We start from the raw sequence: 14,434 nt of genomic DNA, 5'->3' as shown, positions 1-14,434 counted from the left end.
CGATACGGGCGCGGCCTCGCTATGAGGCCGCGCCCGTATCGGCTTCTGCCTGTTCAGGAAGGGAGGAATCCCGGCTTCTCCCGCCTAAGCTTCTGCAGTCTTCTCAGGTAGTCCTGCGCTGCCGGTTCTTTACCGTAGCGCTGCCTCATGACGGCCGCGAGTTCTCGGCTGGTCATGATGAGGGAAGGGACGGACTGTCGGTCGCCCTGTAGCGCTCGCTCGCCATGGATGAGGGCCTGTTCGAGGTCCAGGGCCTCGGCAAGGCATCGGCGCACTCGGCGCCCGGCGCGATCCGCTGACCGGGCGCCATCCGGCACCCGGCGAGGCGATCATCCGCCGGGTCCTGGCGCGGGTCGACGGCGACGCGCTCGACCGCGCGGTGGAACGATGGCTCGCCGACCACCGGCCGAAGGATCTCCCCGCCGAGCACCTGCGCGCGATCGCGGTCGACGGCAAGAGCCTGCGCGGCGCCGCCCGCGCGAACGGCCGCAAGATCCACCTGCTCGCCGCTCTCGATCACACCACGAGCAGGGTGCTCGCCCACTGGACGTCGGGGAGAAGACGAACGAGATCACCTGTTTCCAGCCCTTGCTCGACACCGTCGCCGGCCTCGCGGGCGTCGTGGTGCCCAGCGACGCGATGCACACCCAGCGCGAGCATGCCGAATACCTGGTCACGGACCGGTCCGCGCATTACATCGTGATCGTCAAAGGGCTGTCCCGCTACTCCCGACGGACCGGCAGCGGAGACGTGTCGGTGGGGACTGAGACACTCTGGTCCGTGCTGATCAAGGGATACGACTACGGGCGGCTGGTCGCGGGTGAGTGGCTGCTTGAGCGCGCCGGGTTCTGGTCCAATCACCTGCTGGCCATGTGCCGGTTCACCTCGGGTGAGACCCGGCCAGCACCCGAGTGGTTCGGTGACGACGGCGCCGACACGGACGCCCTGTCCGAAGTCCTCCTGGACGACCAAGCCTGGCCGGCGTTCCGCATCCCGTTCCAAGGCGGTCACAGCGCCGCCGTCGTCTACCGGAACCTCATCGGTGACTACGGGTTCGACTACCTGCTGACCCAACCGGACTGGCCTCGGTCAGAGGACCTCTCCAGCTTTGACGGCGACTGGTACGGCCCGGGCCTGTCCTGGCGCGACATCGTGCACATCACCGAGACGCCGGACCTGACCGCACCCGGCGTGCACGACACCGCGGCCCGACTCCTGCTCCTGCTGCCGCTGCTCGCCGACGACGAGCTGCCGCCGGAAGCGCCAGCACGGGTGAACGCCGCTCTCGCGGCCATCGGAGCACCCGACGACTCTGCCCAGGACACGGCTGAACATCTCCTTCGGAACAGGCGGCCTGCAGCCAGTCGCCGTGGTGGTGCCGACTCCCCTCTGAGCGGTGGCGGTCACCGGCACACTGAGCCGGACTCGGATGAAGCGGCCGTGTTGTGGGTACTCAACCTCACTCGACCCCAGAGCGATACTCTCGCCGACGCCCTGGGAAGTAGGCCTCTGCCGGCGCCAGCGTCCTGAGGGCCGCGAGCTGGCTACCGGAGCAGTGACCACGGCTGGGACGATCTCGCCATGGCTGGTGTGATCACGGCGTCGGAATCGTCCTGGATAACCCCGTTCACCGGGCTGAGCCCGCGCGACTTCCGCAAGCTGATGACAGTGCTCCGCGGAGAGGGCGCTGACGTCGTGCGGCCGGGCTGGCCCTGGAGTCTTCCGCTGGAGGACCGGGTCCTGCTTGTCGCGGCCTACTGGCGGACCAACCTGACGCTACGGCAGCTCGCACCGCTGTTCGGCGTGTCCAAGTCGGCGGCCGACCGCATCATCAACCACATCGGCCCCCTCCTTGCGCTCAAGCCCCGGCGCCGGTTCCGGAAGGACACCGTGCTGATCGTCGACGGCACCCTCGTCCCCACCCGCGACCACACCATCGCGGAGAAGTCGAAGAACTACAGGTACTCCACCAACCATCAGGTCGTCGTCGACGCCGACACCCGTCTGGTCGTCGCGGTGGGCACCCCCGTCCCGGGCAACCGCAACGACTGCAAGGCCTGGGCAGAGTCCGGCGCCAAGGCCGCCGTCGGCCGGACCATCACCATCGCCGACGGCGGCTACCCCGGCACTGGTCTCGTGATCCCGCACCGCCGACCCAAGGGCGGCGAGCTCACCGAATGGCAGACCGAGCACAACCGCGACCACAAGCGGGTCCGCGCCCGCGTCGAGCATGTCTTCGCCAGGATGAAGACCTGGAAGATCCTGCGCGACTGCCGTCTCAAGGGTGACGGCGTCCACCACGCCATGCTCGGCATCGCCCGCCTCCACAACCTCCTCCAGGCCGCATAGTCCGGGTCTGCCGCCGATGGGCTCGGCCTGTCCAGCCACTGCAAGAGATCAATTACGGGACAGCCCTTAGGTGCGAAGAGAAAACCCGATTGTCCTGTCGGTCCCGGCCGGTAATCTCCCGTCATGACGACTGCCCGCCGGCCGCGGTTCTCCGAACGTTTGGGCCTTGCCGAGTTCAAGGACGACTCGCTCTACGAAGGTGTGCCGCAACACCTGGTCCGCCCGTTGCAGCGCTGGGTCGGTACGCACTTCAGCGCGAGGGACGACGATGACGCCGAGCTGTTGTGTCTGCGGCTACGCATCGCCGACCCCGGTGGCAACCCCACGCGTGTCCTGACCGCCATGGAGGGAATGGATCTCCTCGATGTCGTGGACGCGATCCTGTCCCATGAGAACGAGGACATCGGCGGAGACTACGAGGGCAAACTGGCCGGGATCCTCGACGAAGCGGGGTCGGCGTACCGGGTGTCCAGTGACGGGTGGTTCCTGGAGCGGCGTGTGGACGAGACGGTCCGGGATGCGGTCGACCTGGCGCAGGCCAGCGCAGCTGCGGCAACGGCAGGCTCGGCGTCGGAGCACCTGCGTGCGGCGTGGCGCGCGGTCTACGGGCGGGGTCCAGATCCGTCCTACGCTTACAGCCAGGCGATCAAGGCCGTCGAGGCCGCCGCGCACGCCGTACTGGAACCGAACAACACCAAGGCTACCCTCGGCACAATGATCGCCGCGCTACGCACTGCTCCGCAGAAGGTCACGCTGGCCATCGAGCAGAACGTCCATGGCGACTCGGTACCCGTGCTAGGGATGTTGCAGTTGCTGTGGCAGGGGCAGACCAGCCGCCACGGAGGCCAGGCCCCGACCCGCCCGGAGACCCAGGAAGCCGCCGAGATGGCCGTCCACCTGGCGGCCACGCTTGTGCAGTGGTTCACCGCAGGGGCGGTCGCCCGCTGCCGGTGACGCCCGTTCAGGCGGGGGCGCTCTCGACGGAGGCAGGCGGTAGCTGCAGGGGCTGCGGTGAGTAGCTTGGCGACGACAGGGTTCTCCTCGGCGGCCGGCCGCAGGTTCACCCTTGCTGAGCCCATCGTTGCCGGTACGCCCCGCTACGCAGCACGCTGGAGGGCCCGCGTACCCGCTTCGGCCGACCGGACCGGGAGCAGGACCTCACGATCACCGTCGAGCACCAGGGCGACGGGAGGCTGGCCGATTCGTTACAGGCCCCCTCCGTCGGCTTCAGACCTTCACCAGCACCAACCTTGCCCTGGACGTGTTACACCGGGCCGACCGCCACCACGCCGCTGGCCGATCCGCGGTCCCGGTCGCTCCAGTCCCCGCGTCCGGGCTCCCCTACAGGGTGCCGGCGCCCGCGCTGGCGCTGGGCCCGGCCGCCAGAGGGAAGCTGACCGACCGGCAGAGCGCGCTCCTGGGCGCCCTCCACCAGCACGTCGAGGCCGTCGTCGGCCGACCCGCTCTGCTGCCCGCCGCAGGCCCCGACGCTGGCTGCTGCGGCTGTGACCGTTCGGGACGGCCGGTTCTCGTTCTGCCAGTGCGCAGGCCGAGCAGGACGCCCCGGACCGGGCGCCGGTGGCGAGGCGGCCGGGCCGACGCGGTCGGCCTCCATCTGTCCCGGCTGTCCGCGCCGAGATCCCTTTCAGGTCGGAAACGTGGCGGCTCGTCTCCGCCGTACCATTCAGCCCGCCCCCGACCAGGACTGGCCGGGCAGTGGGCTGACCTTCCGCTGGACGAGGTCTGCTTCCAGCATCAGCGTCACCGCTGCTCTAGCGGCTGCTCGTGAGGATGGTCGCGGTCCACCGCTGGAGGCGGTCGATCAGAGCCGATGCCCGGGCGGCTCCATCGGGCAGGAGCGGCAGTACGACGAGGGCGGGCAGGGTGGCCGCGGTGACCATGACGACCGGGACGAGCGCCAGAGCGGTGACCGCGATTCGCTGACATGACGTCAACTGCCTTACGAGGGAGGGGAGCATCGGGGGCCTTTCCGGTCCACGGGGTCGGTGTTTCGCCTACCCTTCTTGTCGGCGGGGTGTTGCGCTACGCCAACGTGTTGCCAGGTTCCGGCAACGCGTTGGGGATGAGAGGCAGGGGCCAGGGGATTGCTGGAGAAGCGTCCAATCGAGTCGGTCGAAGCGGCGCTGGCCGGGAGCGGCCCGCCCGGGCCTGAGCCGGAGGTTGCGGCGTTCGTCGCCTTCCTCGGACAGCTCTTCGCTGGCCTGGGCACGTCGTTGACCCGCTTCGCGGCCGGCTGTCACCGCAACAAGGGGTCGGTCTCGCGGTACCTGACTGGTGAGCGGATAGCCCCGTGGGACTTCGTCGAGGAGTTGCTGCGTCAGGTCGCCGAGCACACTGGTAACTCTGTCACGGCCGAGGTTCAAGAGCAGGCGCACCTGCTGCGCCGAGAGGCGTTGCGGGTCCGCAACCCGGACAAGTGCCGGGTGGACGAGCTCAGCGAGCAGCTCGGGGCCGCGGAGCGGGAGCTGCGCCTGGCCAATGTGCGCGAGCGCGCGCTGCTGGAGGCCCTGGAAGCGAAGGAGGAGCAGGCACGGCAGGCCGAGCAGCGCTACCGCCAGCTGGAGGCCGACTGGGCCACCGCCCGGTACGCCACCGGGGCAAGGAGTCTTGAACTGTGTGCGGTGCCGGATGAGGCAGAACAGGTCCGTGACGAGCTCCTGGCATTGAAAGCCGAGTTGGACGCGCTCCACCTGGAGCTGGGACGGGCGCAGGCTCTCAAGAACGCAGCCGAGGAACACTGCGCTCGTCTGGAGGCCCGACTGCTGGCGGCCGAGGCCACTCTCAATGCAGAACGTGCCAGGGCACGAAGCACACGTCCGGTGGCGGCCGAGGCGGCCCATGACGGCGAGCGTCCCAAGGCGCCCGGTGCGCGGGCGTCGGTAGCGGCCCTCGAGTCCTCGGACATGGTGCTGTTGCGCGAGATCAGTGCTCTGGTTGGCACCACTCTCGACCTGGACCATACGGCACGGGAGTTGTGCGAGGCACTGGTGCCGAGGATCGCGGATTTCGCGTCGGTGGACCTGCTGGACCGGTTGATTTCGGACGCTGAGCTGCTCGACGAGCAGCCGGACGACGACACGATGCTGCGCCGAGTGGCGCGCAGCTTCGTCAACCACCGCGCTTCGTGGAGCCACGTGCTGGAGGTGGGCGTGCTGCTGGCGATGCCGCGCTCGACCCCGCCTGGGATGGCGCTGCAGGGCAACAAGCCGGTGCTGGTCCCGGTGGTGACCGCAGACATCGCGGCGGAGTACGCGGCGGCGCTGGGCGGGGGTTCGAGCCTGGCGCAGGTGGTTTCCGGCCGTTCGATGCTGGTGCTGCCGCTGTCCGCCCGGGGGACCGTGCTGGGCGTCTTGAAGCTGCTGCGGCTGCCCGACCGGGCCTCGTTCGACGAGTCGGACGCGGCTACCCTGCTGGATCTGGCCGCCCGGGCCGCGCTGTCGCTGGACAACGCCCGGCTGCACCGCGCCGAGGCGAGGGTCGCCACCACCCTGCAGCGGTCGATGATCCCGACCCGGCCGCCGCGGATCCCCGGGGTGCAGATCGCCCACCGCTACCTGCCGGGCGACCGGCGGGCCCAGGTGGGCGGCGACTGGTTCGACGCGATCCAGCTGCCCGGCAGCCGGGTTGCTCTGGTGGTCGGCGACGTGATGGGCCACGGCTTCCATTCGTCGGCAGCGATGGGCCGCTACCGAACTGCAGTTCGAACTCTGGCGGCCCTGGACCTGCCGCCCGGTCAGCTGCTGCGGCACCTGGACAACGTGACCCAGGGTATCGGTGACGACCATCTGGCGACCTGCCTGTACGCGGTCTACGACCCGATCAACCGGACCTGCGAGGTGGCAAGCGCCGGGCACGTGCCGCCGGTACTGGTGCACCCGGACGGCACCGGCGAGCTGCTGGAGATCCCGGCCGGCGCGCCGGCCGGGGTCGGCGGAGTGCCGTTCGTGGCGAAGAAGATCGACGTGGTGGACGGCTCGATGCTGGTGATGTGCACCGACGGTTTGGTCGAGGTGCGTGGCGCTGACATCGGAGCCGGCCTGGCGGCGTTGTGCGGGAACCTGATCGATCCCAGGCGGACGCCGGACGAGGCCTGCGACACGGTGCTGGAGCGGCTGCACTCGGACGACCGCAAGGACGATGTCGCGCTGCTGGTCGCCCGTTTCGACGGTCTGGGATCGGACAAGGTCGCGACCTGGACCCTGGCGGTGGACACCGCAGAGGTGTGCCGGGCCCGTCGACTGGTTCGCGACCAGCTGGCGGCCTGGCAGCTGACGGGGCTCGCCGACAGCACCGAGCTGCTGGTCAGCGAACTGGTGACGAACGCGGTTCGGGCGGCCCGGGACTTCGTCCAGGTGCAACTGATCCGGACCGACCGGCTGCTGGTGGAGGTCGGCGACGACAACCACAACCTGCCGATGCTGGAGCCTGCTGGGTTGTTGAAGGAGTACGGGCGGGGCCTCAGCGTGGTCAGCAAGCTGGCCGAGCGCTGGGGCACCGCCCGCAGGGCAGTCGGCAAGGTGGTCTGGTTCGAGCAGCCGCTACCGCCCGCCGAGTGATCCGACGGGCGGGAGTCTGCACGCGATGGCGGTCAACGAGACCGTGCTGGCCTTTGTCCTCGGCGGCACCGCCCCGGATGCCCCGGGCGGGGTGGGCGCCGTGACCGACCGGGCGACCGAAGCCGAGTTCCTGCTGCCGGGCGGCCGACGCAAGGCCCTGCTCATCGAGAAGGCCGGCCGCTTCAGCCTGATGGTCGAGTCTGGGCAACCGCGGGTCCGCTATGTCTCCGTCGAGGGGTCGGTGGTTTGTACATCGCCAGGGTCGATCGAGCTGTTTCGCGAACTGGCGACCTACTACCTGGCTCCCGAACTGGTCGACCGCTGCGTCGAGGTACAGCGGCGAGCGCGTGGTCTTCTACATGCGCCCGCAGAGGTGGTTGAGCAGGGACCTCAGCTGGCCATGACCCCGGGGGTTGGGCCCGGGGCCGGTCCGAGCGGTCACGCTGGGAAGCCCCTGGTGGAGGCCGTCTCCTTCAGGACCGCCTCTCGCCCGCACGATCGCCGCGATGAACCCGACCGACCTGTGACTCGGGCCGGCATTACACGAGCGCTGACTGAACTGCCCTCGATCCGACTCAGCAGCGGCTGCTGGACTGCCAAGGCGTCGCTGGGGCAGCGGTTGCCGGTGGAGCTGGAGTTGGAGACGTCCGGGGTAGCAGAGCCGGCGAGCGCGGTGTGCGGTCTCGGCTGCGCCGTACGCTGCGGCCGACGGCTCAGCACTGCCAGAGGAAGGCTGTCTGGGCGCAGGGTTCGCAGGCGAAGGCGTAGGCGCAGCCGCCTGTGCCGAAGTTCATGGCGGTGGAGTGGTCGGGGCCTTCTTCGAGCTGGACGGCCAGCGGCATGGGGTGGGCGCAGTGGGGGCAGGCGGGTGTCTCGTCGCCCTGGATCCACGCCGGTGTTCCGCCGAGCTGGCCCAGGACGGAGGAGTCCAGACGCCCGGTCCTGGCCGCCCATGCTTCGCGGGCCTCGTCGTAGTCGGGGTTGCTGTCGTGCTCGGTGATCACGGCTCTGACGGCGCCTAGCACGAGCACTGTCTCGTCGGCACCGTCGTCGAGGCGGGGCAGGGGGAGCGGTTGCAGACCTGCGGTGAGGAGGAGGAGGGCTCGGTTCCCGCCGGCGGTGGGGTCCCAGTCCTCGCACATGCCCGGGTCGTTCTGGCACGCGAACAGCGCGAGGATTCCGCGGTCCGGACCGGCGGTGCTACCGGTGCTGTTCGCGACGTCGTTCAGGAGGATCTGCGCGAGGAACTGCATCGAACCGCCGCACGATGCGCAGGTCGGCCACTCAGTACCGGGAGGGGCCAGGGGAAGACCGCCGGTGCGGGTCACCAGCGCGTCCGGGGTGGTCGGGCCGGCATCGATCATGAGAGTCGCCACGTCCGGACTCTAGGACACGTCGGCGGACCGGTGCGAACAGCGACGCGGCGGCCGCGCCGTCGCGCGGCCGCCGGGGTCCTTTCGCGTCAGTCGCAGGTGTTCAGAATCTCGCCCAGCTTGGCCTTCTCGGGCTTGGTGGCCCGGACCGAGCACGGTCTGGACGGCGTCTCGGACGGTGCGTCAGCGGGCGACAACGTCCGAGACGCCGATGCAGGCCCTGGCGGTCTCGCCGGGGGCGTTCGCACCCGGGAGCGGGGGCTGGCCGGCGAGATCTCGCCCTGTAACTGTGTGTGATGGCTCCGGTGGACACCTGCTAGGTCGCATGCCAACGATGTTGTTAGGGCACGCACTGTCCTGATGTCGGTTGTCGGCATCCGGGACGTATTGGCGGGACGGGCTTCGTCCGCCTGCGGCCTCGCACCCTGCCGGAGGAGAGCTCCGGCCCATGCTCCTGCCCGCCGGCCGCCATGCGGATCCGGTCGCCGGCGGGACAAGACCTCCCTCACCTGAGAAGGCCCCCATGCACCGACGCGCCTTGAACCGAGCGGCACTCGCCCTCGGGCTGGCCACCGCCCTGCTCGGCGGATTCACCGCCGCCGACGCGCACGCGGCAGCCAGTCCGACCTACCGGATCGTCAACAACATCACCGGCGGCAGCCTGATGCCCCAGGACTACGGCGAGAACTCCAACGACGGCATCGCCATGTACGCCTGGGACACCTCCGACACCAGGGGTGCCGACGTCTGGCGCTTCACCCTGGTGTCCGACGGATCCGTCATGATCCGCAACATCCGGACGGCCAAGTGCCTCAAGCCCGGCGGCGCGTTCAGCGGGCTGACCTACCTGACCCAGGGGACGTGCAACGACTCCCTGGAATTCCAGTGGACGTTCCAGCACCGGGCCTCCGACGACCAGTACAAGATCGTCAGCCGGTCCTCGCAGCAGGCCATCAGCCCGATCGAGGGCCGCGACCTCAACGAACTCGTCGTCCTCGACGCCCCGAGCAACATCGCCCGCAACTGGTGGTCTGTCGTGGAGGTCTGACGGACAGTCCGTCCCGGCCCCGCGCACCGAACACATCACGCACATCAGCCAAGGAGAATCACCATGACCCGTGCCACCACCCCGAGTGGTTTCAACCAGCCCCAGCCCGAGCAGCCCTCCGAGGTCGGCGCCCGCAGGCGCGCGTCCTTCCTGGAGGCGCACACCGTCAACGGCAGCCTCATCCAGGGGAAGGCGAGCGCGATCCTGGTCGCGACCCTCACCGACGAGGACAACCAGCCCCTCCACGGGCAGCCGATCCACTTCTCCATCGAGGCCAGCGGCAAGGACCTCGGCACCGTGAGCACCAACCGCGACGGCGAGGCGTCGCTCGACACCGGGTCGCACCTCGCCGACATCCAGTCCATGGTCTTCGGAGCGGCCTCCGGCTACGTCGCCGAGTTCAAGGGCAGCCCCAACTTCCAGGGCAGCAAGGCCCGGGGCAAGTTCAACGCCACGCTCTGACGCGACCAGCCCGCGTGCTCGCATCCTCCCGCGCGGTGTCGCCGGAGCGCTCCGGCGCCACCGAACGGGAGGCCGATGTCCGCACGGCTGCGGTCCAGCCGGTGCCTCCACCCCCGACCGGGGGTGGAGGCACCGGCTGAGGGCTGGTCAGGCCGGCCGGAAGGCCAGCTGCGCCGCCTACACGCAGGTGTCGAGCATGTCGCTCAGGGCCTGCTGCTCGGCGGCAGTGACGTTGAGGTGGTAGAGGCTCTTCACGTGCACCCAGGCCCGGGAGTAGGTGCACCAGTAGGAGCGCAGGGGCGGGCGCCAGGCCTCGGGGCCCTTGTCCGCCTTAGCCCTGTTGCTGGCGGCGGACACGGCGACGAGCTGGGGGTCGAGCAGGTCGTTGGCGAAGGCCTTGCGGGTCTTGGTGTCCCACAGATCGGCCCCGGACCGCCAGGCATTGGCCAACGGCACCAGATGATCTACATCGAGATCTTTCGAGTTGGTGAAGATCTTGCCGTCGTAGGGGCTGGCCCAGGTGCCGGCCACCGCGCGGCACTGGTCGTCCTGGACGACGTCCTGGCCGTCGCGTTCGAGGACGACTTCGCGGGTGTCGCAGGTGCCGTACTGGAGAGCCCAGTGGGGGAAGCGGGCCCGGCTGTAGCCGTCCATGGAGTGCGGTTCGGAGACGGGGAGGTCGGCGAGCTCGTCGCGCGCGGTGTAGACCGGCGGCGGTTCCGGCAGCGCCCGGTGAGAGGGCGCGGCTGCGGCCGGCAGCGCGGTCGTCGGGGCCGCCGCCGCGGCCGGGGCGGCGGCGGGGACCAGTGCGAGGGCGAGGACGGCGACGGTGGTGGCACTGCGGCGCCACCAAGTAGAGGTGATCATGCGCTAGGAGTTACCCGCCAGCACTGCTCAGCAGACGAACCGTCACCTTTTGGTCGGCGTGGCGGGCGGGGTGTTGACCGGCGGCCGGTGCCTGCTGCCCGGCCGGTGGTGCCGGCTTCGAGGCAGGTGGTCCAGTTGGTGGCCGCGCGCCGGCGCCACTTCTCGGCGGTGCCGATGCCGGGCAGCGGCGGGGACCGCAGACGGCAGGTCCTGAGCGGGGTGGACGAGTGCGGCGGTCCGGGCCGGCCGGTAGGGGATGCCGTGGGAGGCGCGGCACCGTCCCAGGGCCGCGCCGGCGGGGTGCCGCCCGGCTTCGGCCGCGGGCAACTGCCAGCGGCTCGGATAGGCCGTCGCCCAGCCAGAGGCCCCGACCGGCCGGTGAACTCGGCCGCGAGCTCGGCGAGCGATTCGGGGAACGCAGTCCAGAAGGAGGACCGTCCCGCTGTCCCGGACGGACAGGACGTCGGCTGGGAGCGGCAGGCTCACGCTGACCGGCCGTAGGCGGCCGGCCGGTGTCGGGCCGAGAGAGGACGGCGCCTGCCGGCCGGGGCTGGAGGCCTGGGTGATGTCGTGATGACGGCCTTGGTGGGGTGGCAGCGGCGCACTTGGTCCAGCCGGAGCCGTGGCGCGGGAGGTAGGGGCGGTCGACGGGTTTGGCGACGACGCCCTTGATCGCGCTGCTCAGAGAGCCGACCCAGGCGAGCGCGCCGTGGCCGTCACCGGTGGCGGGGTAGGCCGGAGGGTCGTCGGGGTGCCGTCGAGCAGGCCCAGCAGCCGCGCGCGGCGTTCCAGGTAGGGCAGATCGCGCAGGTCGATGTCACCGGCTGTGAGGATGTCGAAGGCCGAAGTGAACGAGTTCGCAGATTCTCGGGGCTCCACGGGCGAGAACTCGTACCTTGCTTTCGTGCGCCAGGCACCATGCGTGCGGGTTCGTCGTCCGACCTGGGTTGTACGGTCCCTGCGTGACCAACCACAACCCTCTCCCGCCCATCCTGCGCGAGCTGTTTCCTGCCGACCTGACCACGGGGCGGACGCTGTCAGTCGTGCTTCCCCCGGGCCGAACGGTGCTGCCGGACGACGGCGAGGGGCCGGTGCCCGTCATGTGGATGAGCGATGGGCCTGCCGCGGCTGGCCTGTGGTCCGAGCTCGTCGCCAGCCATCACTCGTCCGGTCTGTGGCCCCTGCTCCTGGAGGCCCACCGCCTCGGTATGGAGGAGTTCAGGCCGTGGGGCTCGGGGGAGCTGTTCCCCGACATGATGTCGCAGCCGGAGGAGCACGACCCGCAGGAGCTCCTCGCCGGCTGGTGGGAGGGCTGTGCAGGGGTGGACGAGGGCCTCGCGGCCTTCGTCGACCGCCAGACTGCGCGCAGGACTGGAGGGGACGTGTCCGCGGCGGACGCTGACTCCCGCGCCCGCGCGTATGCCGCCGAGCTGCTCCAACGACGTCCCCGGCTGCGGATCGGTCTCGTGCCCGCCGACCGTGGGGCTGATGCTCTCACTGCCTCGGGCTGGAGCGGGCCGGTGAACAGCGTCAGCGATACGGCCGAGATCTCGGCGGTCCTGCGGTACTGGGAGGACCGGTTCGGTGTGCGGGTGGTGGCGCTGGGCTTCGCGGACCTGTACGTCAGCGTCGCAGCGCCTCCCACCACGCTGTCGGAAGCGATGCAGGTCGCGGCGGAGCACTTTGCCTTCTGCCCCGACAATGTCGGATCGATCGAGGAACTGCCTGAGTATGCAGAGCAGTTGGTGAATGCCGACTCGTGGCACTTCTGGTGGGACTGAGATCGGTCGCGGCCTACTCGACGCCGCTGAATTCTGCGTACTCGGCGTTCATGAGGTCCCAGAAGGACCGGTAGCGGACAGCGCCGGGCAGCCAATGGGCCAGGTACCAGGCTTCCCACTCTCCGTCAGCGGTGACGACGAGGGGGTTGAGGAGGTAGACGTCAGTCGCGTTGGGTGTGTGGCTGATCTTGAGCGTGTGAGGAAGGTACTCGGCCCGCATCAGGCAAGGGTCCTGTTCCTCCCCGTAGGCGTAGTAGTCCTCGTCGGGCACCTCGAACGATCCGGCGGTCTCGACCCACGGGGCAACCAACTCGGGGTCGAGATCCCTGGTCCAGCCGACTTCCTGCGTCGGCAGGAGCCGGTCGATGCCGGTGGTCGTATTGAGCCATCCGTTGCTGGTCAGCAGGAACTGGCGGTAGCTGGGCGGCAGGCTGACACCAAGGCGCTTCTCCAACTGCGCGACCTCTCCGTCAAGCGCGCCTGTCGTGCCCAGCCAGCGAGCGGCACGGACTTCGGCTGGAAAGGGCTCGGGCCGTTCCTGCTCGTGCAGGATCGGGTCCAGCCACTCATCGCTCCATCGCTGCAGCAGCTCTCGCCATGCATATGTAGGTGCGGACATTGGATCAGTTGGATTCGGCACGGCGGCAGATTACGTGACTGGTCCGACACGTCAGTTGGTCTGTCAGCGGATCTTTGGAAGGGCTTTGTGGGGGTGGGCGGCGTGGACGTACTTCACGGCGGTGTGGGGGTGGATGCCGAAGACTCGGACCAGGTGGACGGGGTCGGCGGTGTGATTGGCTTCGTCGAGGATCCTGTCGGTCCAGAGTTGCTTGGGCAGCATGCCGGTCTGGTCGAAGGCGGCACGTAGGCCGCAGTAGCTCAGGGGCGGCCGGCTGGGATGGTTGACGGTCTGGCTGGTGATGAACAGGTGGCGGTTGGGGGCTTGGGGCCAGCGCCGGTGCCGTTCGGTGAGCCACGCGGTGATCAGTTCGACCGTGAGCGCTTCGAGGTAGACGGTGTGCCAGTCCTCGCCGCGCGGCACACGGACGGTCAGGCGGGTGAGGTCGAGGTCGTCGACCCGGAGACGCGCCACTTCCGACGGCCGTAGGCCGTGGACGGCGACCAGTGCGACGGCAAGGCGGGCCCGAGAGCCGTCGAGGCGGTCCAGAAGACCACGAGGCGGTCGCTGGGCAGCGGGACCGGCACCCGCACGGGCGTGGTCAGGGAGATTCCGGCCATGGCGTTGTGGAAGACGAGCCGTTCCTGCTTGAGGGCGGTGAACACGCTGCGCAGGACGTGGTGGAGGTCGCGGGCGCGGCTGCCGGCGGGGGTCCCGGCGGCTCTCGGATAGCCCTGCGCCGCCTGGTCAGCAGCGTTGCGGGTGCACCGAGCAGGGTGACTCTGTTGGTGTTCGGTGCTGCCGATCGGTTGGCCGGAGGCGGTCAGGCGCGTGTCGGTCCGGCGGTGCCGTATCACCGTCGCGGCGGCGTGCGGCCGGGCGCACACCCGCCCTCGCCTCGTCCCGGAGCGTTCGGCGTCAGTTGCCCGGGCCGCGCGCTGTGGCGGCTCAGTTGGACGGGCCGCACACCTCTGTGCTGCGCGGCCCCCACGTGCACGCCTGCAGGCTCATGCCCGGGCCGTCGTACAACCATGGCGACTGGCCGGGGTAGGTGGTCGGGCCGTACGCCCACTGGCCGGTGTTCACGTTCATGATGCCGAACGTACAGCCGCTGGGGGCGGCGATCGGATCGATCGCCATGTGGTCGTGGCCGCTCTGGAGTTCGACCTTCTCTAACGCGAGGCAGCCGCCGCTGCGGATCGTCCAGGAGCCCTCGGCTGCCTGTGCCGAGGTCGCGCTCCCCACTCCGGTCACGCCCATCGCCACCACGGCGAGCGCGGCGGCCGAGGCACGCTTCCTGGTCCTGGTGAATCGCATGGAACCCTCCGGTTCGTCGGTCCCGCCCTGAGCCGGTGCCG

At 69.8% G+C, this 14,434-nt stretch carries 15 protein-coding genes; 7 read left to right on the top strand and 8 right to left on the bottom strand.

Annotated elements, in window-relative coordinates:
- Positions 1-172: 172 nt before the first annotated feature.
- Positions 173-520 (bottom strand): hypothetical protein, encoded by a 348-nt coding sequence (locus ACFVU9_RS11690; protein ID WP_387592421.1) that lies wholly within the window; start codon positions 518-520, stop codon positions 173-175.
- 68 nt (positions 521-588) lie between these two features.
- Here ACFVU9_RS11690 and ACFVU9_RS11685 point away from each other — a divergent pair, with 68 nt between their 5' ends.
- The 3 genes from ACFVU9_RS11685 to ACFVU9_RS11675 all read left to right on the top strand — a co-directional run bounded on the left by ACFVU9_RS11685 (position 589) and on the right by ACFVU9_RS11675 (position 3,303).
- The gene (locus ACFVU9_RS11685) at positions 589-1,530 is read left to right on the top strand and encodes a hypothetical protein (RefSeq protein WP_387592419.1); all 942 of its coding nucleotides are present in this window, start codon (positions 589-591) and stop codon (positions 1,528-1,530) included.
- A gap of 51 nt (positions 1,531-1,581) precedes the next feature.
- A complete protein-coding gene (locus ACFVU9_RS11680; RefSeq protein ID WP_387592417.1) occupies positions 1,582-2,349 on the top strand; it encodes a transposase in 768 nt (255 codons plus the stop codon).
- Between the two features lie 123 nt (positions 2,350-2,472).
- Entirely contained in the window at positions 2,473-3,303 is an 831-nt protein-coding gene (locus tag ACFVU9_RS11675) for a hypothetical protein (RefSeq protein WP_387592414.1), read from the top strand.
- 818 nt (positions 3,304-4,121) lie between these two features.
- On the opposite strand, the gene ACFVU9_RS11670 is transcribed toward ACFVU9_RS11675, so the two are convergent.
- A complete protein-coding gene (locus ACFVU9_RS11670; RefSeq protein WP_387592411.1) occupies positions 4,122-4,304 on the bottom strand; it encodes a hypothetical protein in 183 nt (60 codons plus the stop codon).
- Positions 4,305-4,454: 150 nt separating this feature from the next.
- Here ACFVU9_RS11670 and ACFVU9_RS11665 point away from each other — a divergent pair, with 150 nt between their 5' ends.
- On the top strand, positions 4,455-6,926 hold the full coding sequence (locus ACFVU9_RS11665) for a SpoIIE family protein phosphatase (RefSeq protein WP_387592408.1): 2,472 nt from the start codon (positions 4,455-4,457) through the stop codon (positions 6,924-6,926).
- Between the two features lie 713 nt (positions 6,927-7,639).
- Here the strand turns inward: ACFVU9_RS11665 and ACFVU9_RS11660 are convergent.
- Positions 7,640-8,302: a DUF1963 domain-containing protein gene (locus ACFVU9_RS11660; RefSeq protein WP_387592405.1), complete on the bottom strand. Its 663-nt coding sequence runs from the start codon at positions 8,300-8,302 to the stop codon at positions 7,640-7,642.
- A gap of 535 nt (positions 8,303-8,837) precedes the next feature.
- On the opposite strand from ACFVU9_RS11660, the gene ACFVU9_RS11655 reads away from it, so the two are divergent.
- Both ACFVU9_RS11655 and ACFVU9_RS11650 read left to right on the top strand, forming a co-directional pair.
- Positions 8,838-9,347, top strand: a complete 510-nt coding sequence (locus tag ACFVU9_RS11655; protein WP_387592402.1) for an RICIN domain-containing protein — start codon at positions 8,838-8,840, stop codon at positions 9,345-9,347.
- A 63-nt stretch (positions 9,348-9,410) separates the two neighbouring features.
- Positions 9,411-9,809, top strand: a complete 399-nt coding sequence (locus tag ACFVU9_RS11650) for a hypothetical protein (protein WP_387592400.1) — start codon at positions 9,411-9,413, stop codon at positions 9,807-9,809.
- Between the two features lie 177 nt (positions 9,810-9,986).
- Here the strand turns inward: ACFVU9_RS11650 and ACFVU9_RS11645 are convergent, their stop codons facing one another.
- The gene (locus ACFVU9_RS11645; RefSeq protein ID WP_387592397.1) at positions 9,987-10,676 is read right to left on the bottom strand and encodes an HNH endonuclease family protein; all 690 of its coding nucleotides are present in this window, start codon (positions 10,674-10,676) and stop codon (positions 9,987-9,989) included.
- Between the two features lie 962 nt (positions 10,677-11,638).
- On the opposite strand from ACFVU9_RS11645, the gene ACFVU9_RS11640 reads away from it, so the two are divergent.
- Entirely contained in the window at positions 11,639-12,457 is an 819-nt protein-coding gene (locus ACFVU9_RS11640) for a DUF4253 domain-containing protein (protein ID WP_387592394.1), read from the top strand.
- A gap of 13 nt (positions 12,458-12,470) precedes the next feature.
- On the opposite strand, the gene ACFVU9_RS11635 is transcribed toward ACFVU9_RS11640, so the two are convergent.
- From ACFVU9_RS11635 to ACFVU9_RS11620, 4 genes are all read right to left on the bottom strand, one after another.
- Complete coding sequence (locus ACFVU9_RS11635) at positions 12,471-13,076, bottom strand: SMI1/KNR4 family protein (RefSeq protein WP_387592391.1); 606 nt, start codon at positions 13,074-13,076, stop codon at positions 12,471-12,473.
- Positions 13,077-13,139: 63 nt separating this feature from the next.
- Complete coding sequence (locus ACFVU9_RS11630) at positions 13,140-13,550, bottom strand: hypothetical protein (protein WP_387592388.1); 411 nt, start codon at positions 13,548-13,550, stop codon at positions 13,140-13,142.
- Positions 13,508-13,741, bottom strand: a complete 234-nt coding sequence (locus ACFVU9_RS11625) for a hypothetical protein (RefSeq protein ID WP_387592385.1) — start codon at positions 13,739-13,741, stop codon at positions 13,508-13,510. The genes ACFVU9_RS11630 and ACFVU9_RS11625 overlap by 43 nt, the downstream gene beginning before the upstream one ends.
- 283 nt (positions 13,742-14,024) lie before the next feature.
- Positions 14,025-14,393, bottom strand: coding sequence for a hypothetical protein (locus ACFVU9_RS11620; RefSeq protein WP_387592382.1), 369 nt, complete (start codon positions 14,391-14,393; stop codon positions 14,025-14,027).
- Positions 14,394-14,434: the final 41 nt, after the last annotated feature.

This window comes from Kitasatospora sp. NPDC057936, assembly GCF_042887525.1.
In the GTDB taxonomy this organism is placed as follows: Bacteria; Actinomycetota; Actinomycetes; order Streptomycetales; family Streptomycetaceae; genus Kitasatospora.
Note: the sequence above shows the minus strand (reverse complement) of the source record. Positions and strands in the feature narration are given on the sequence as shown.

What these genes read in the sequence shown, in the direction of transcription:
- ACFVU9_RS11675 (WP_387592414.1), top strand. Translation starts at nt 2,473, where the DNA reads ATGACGACTGCCCGCCGGCCGCGGTTCTCCGAACGTTTGGGCCTTGCC.
- ACFVU9_RS11635 (WP_387592391.1), bottom strand. Translation starts at nt 13,076, where the DNA reads ATGTCCGCACCTACATATGCATGGCGAGAGCTGCTGCAGCGATGGAGC.
- ACFVU9_RS11650 (WP_387592400.1), top strand. Translation starts at nt 9,411, where the DNA reads ATGACCCGTGCCACCACCCCGAGTGGTTTCAACCAGCCCCAGCCCGAG.
- ACFVU9_RS11645 (WP_387592397.1), bottom strand. Translation starts at nt 10,676, where the DNA reads ATGATCACCTCTACTTGGTGGCGCCGCAGTGCCACCACCGTCGCCGTC.
- ACFVU9_RS11620 (WP_387592382.1), bottom strand. Translation starts at nt 14,393, where the DNA reads ATGCGATTCACCAGGACCAGGAAGCGTGCCTCGGCCGCCGCGCTCGCC.
- ACFVU9_RS11680 (WP_387592417.1), top strand. Translation starts at nt 1,582, where the DNA reads ATGGCTGGTGTGATCACGGCGTCGGAATCGTCCTGGATAACCCCGTTC.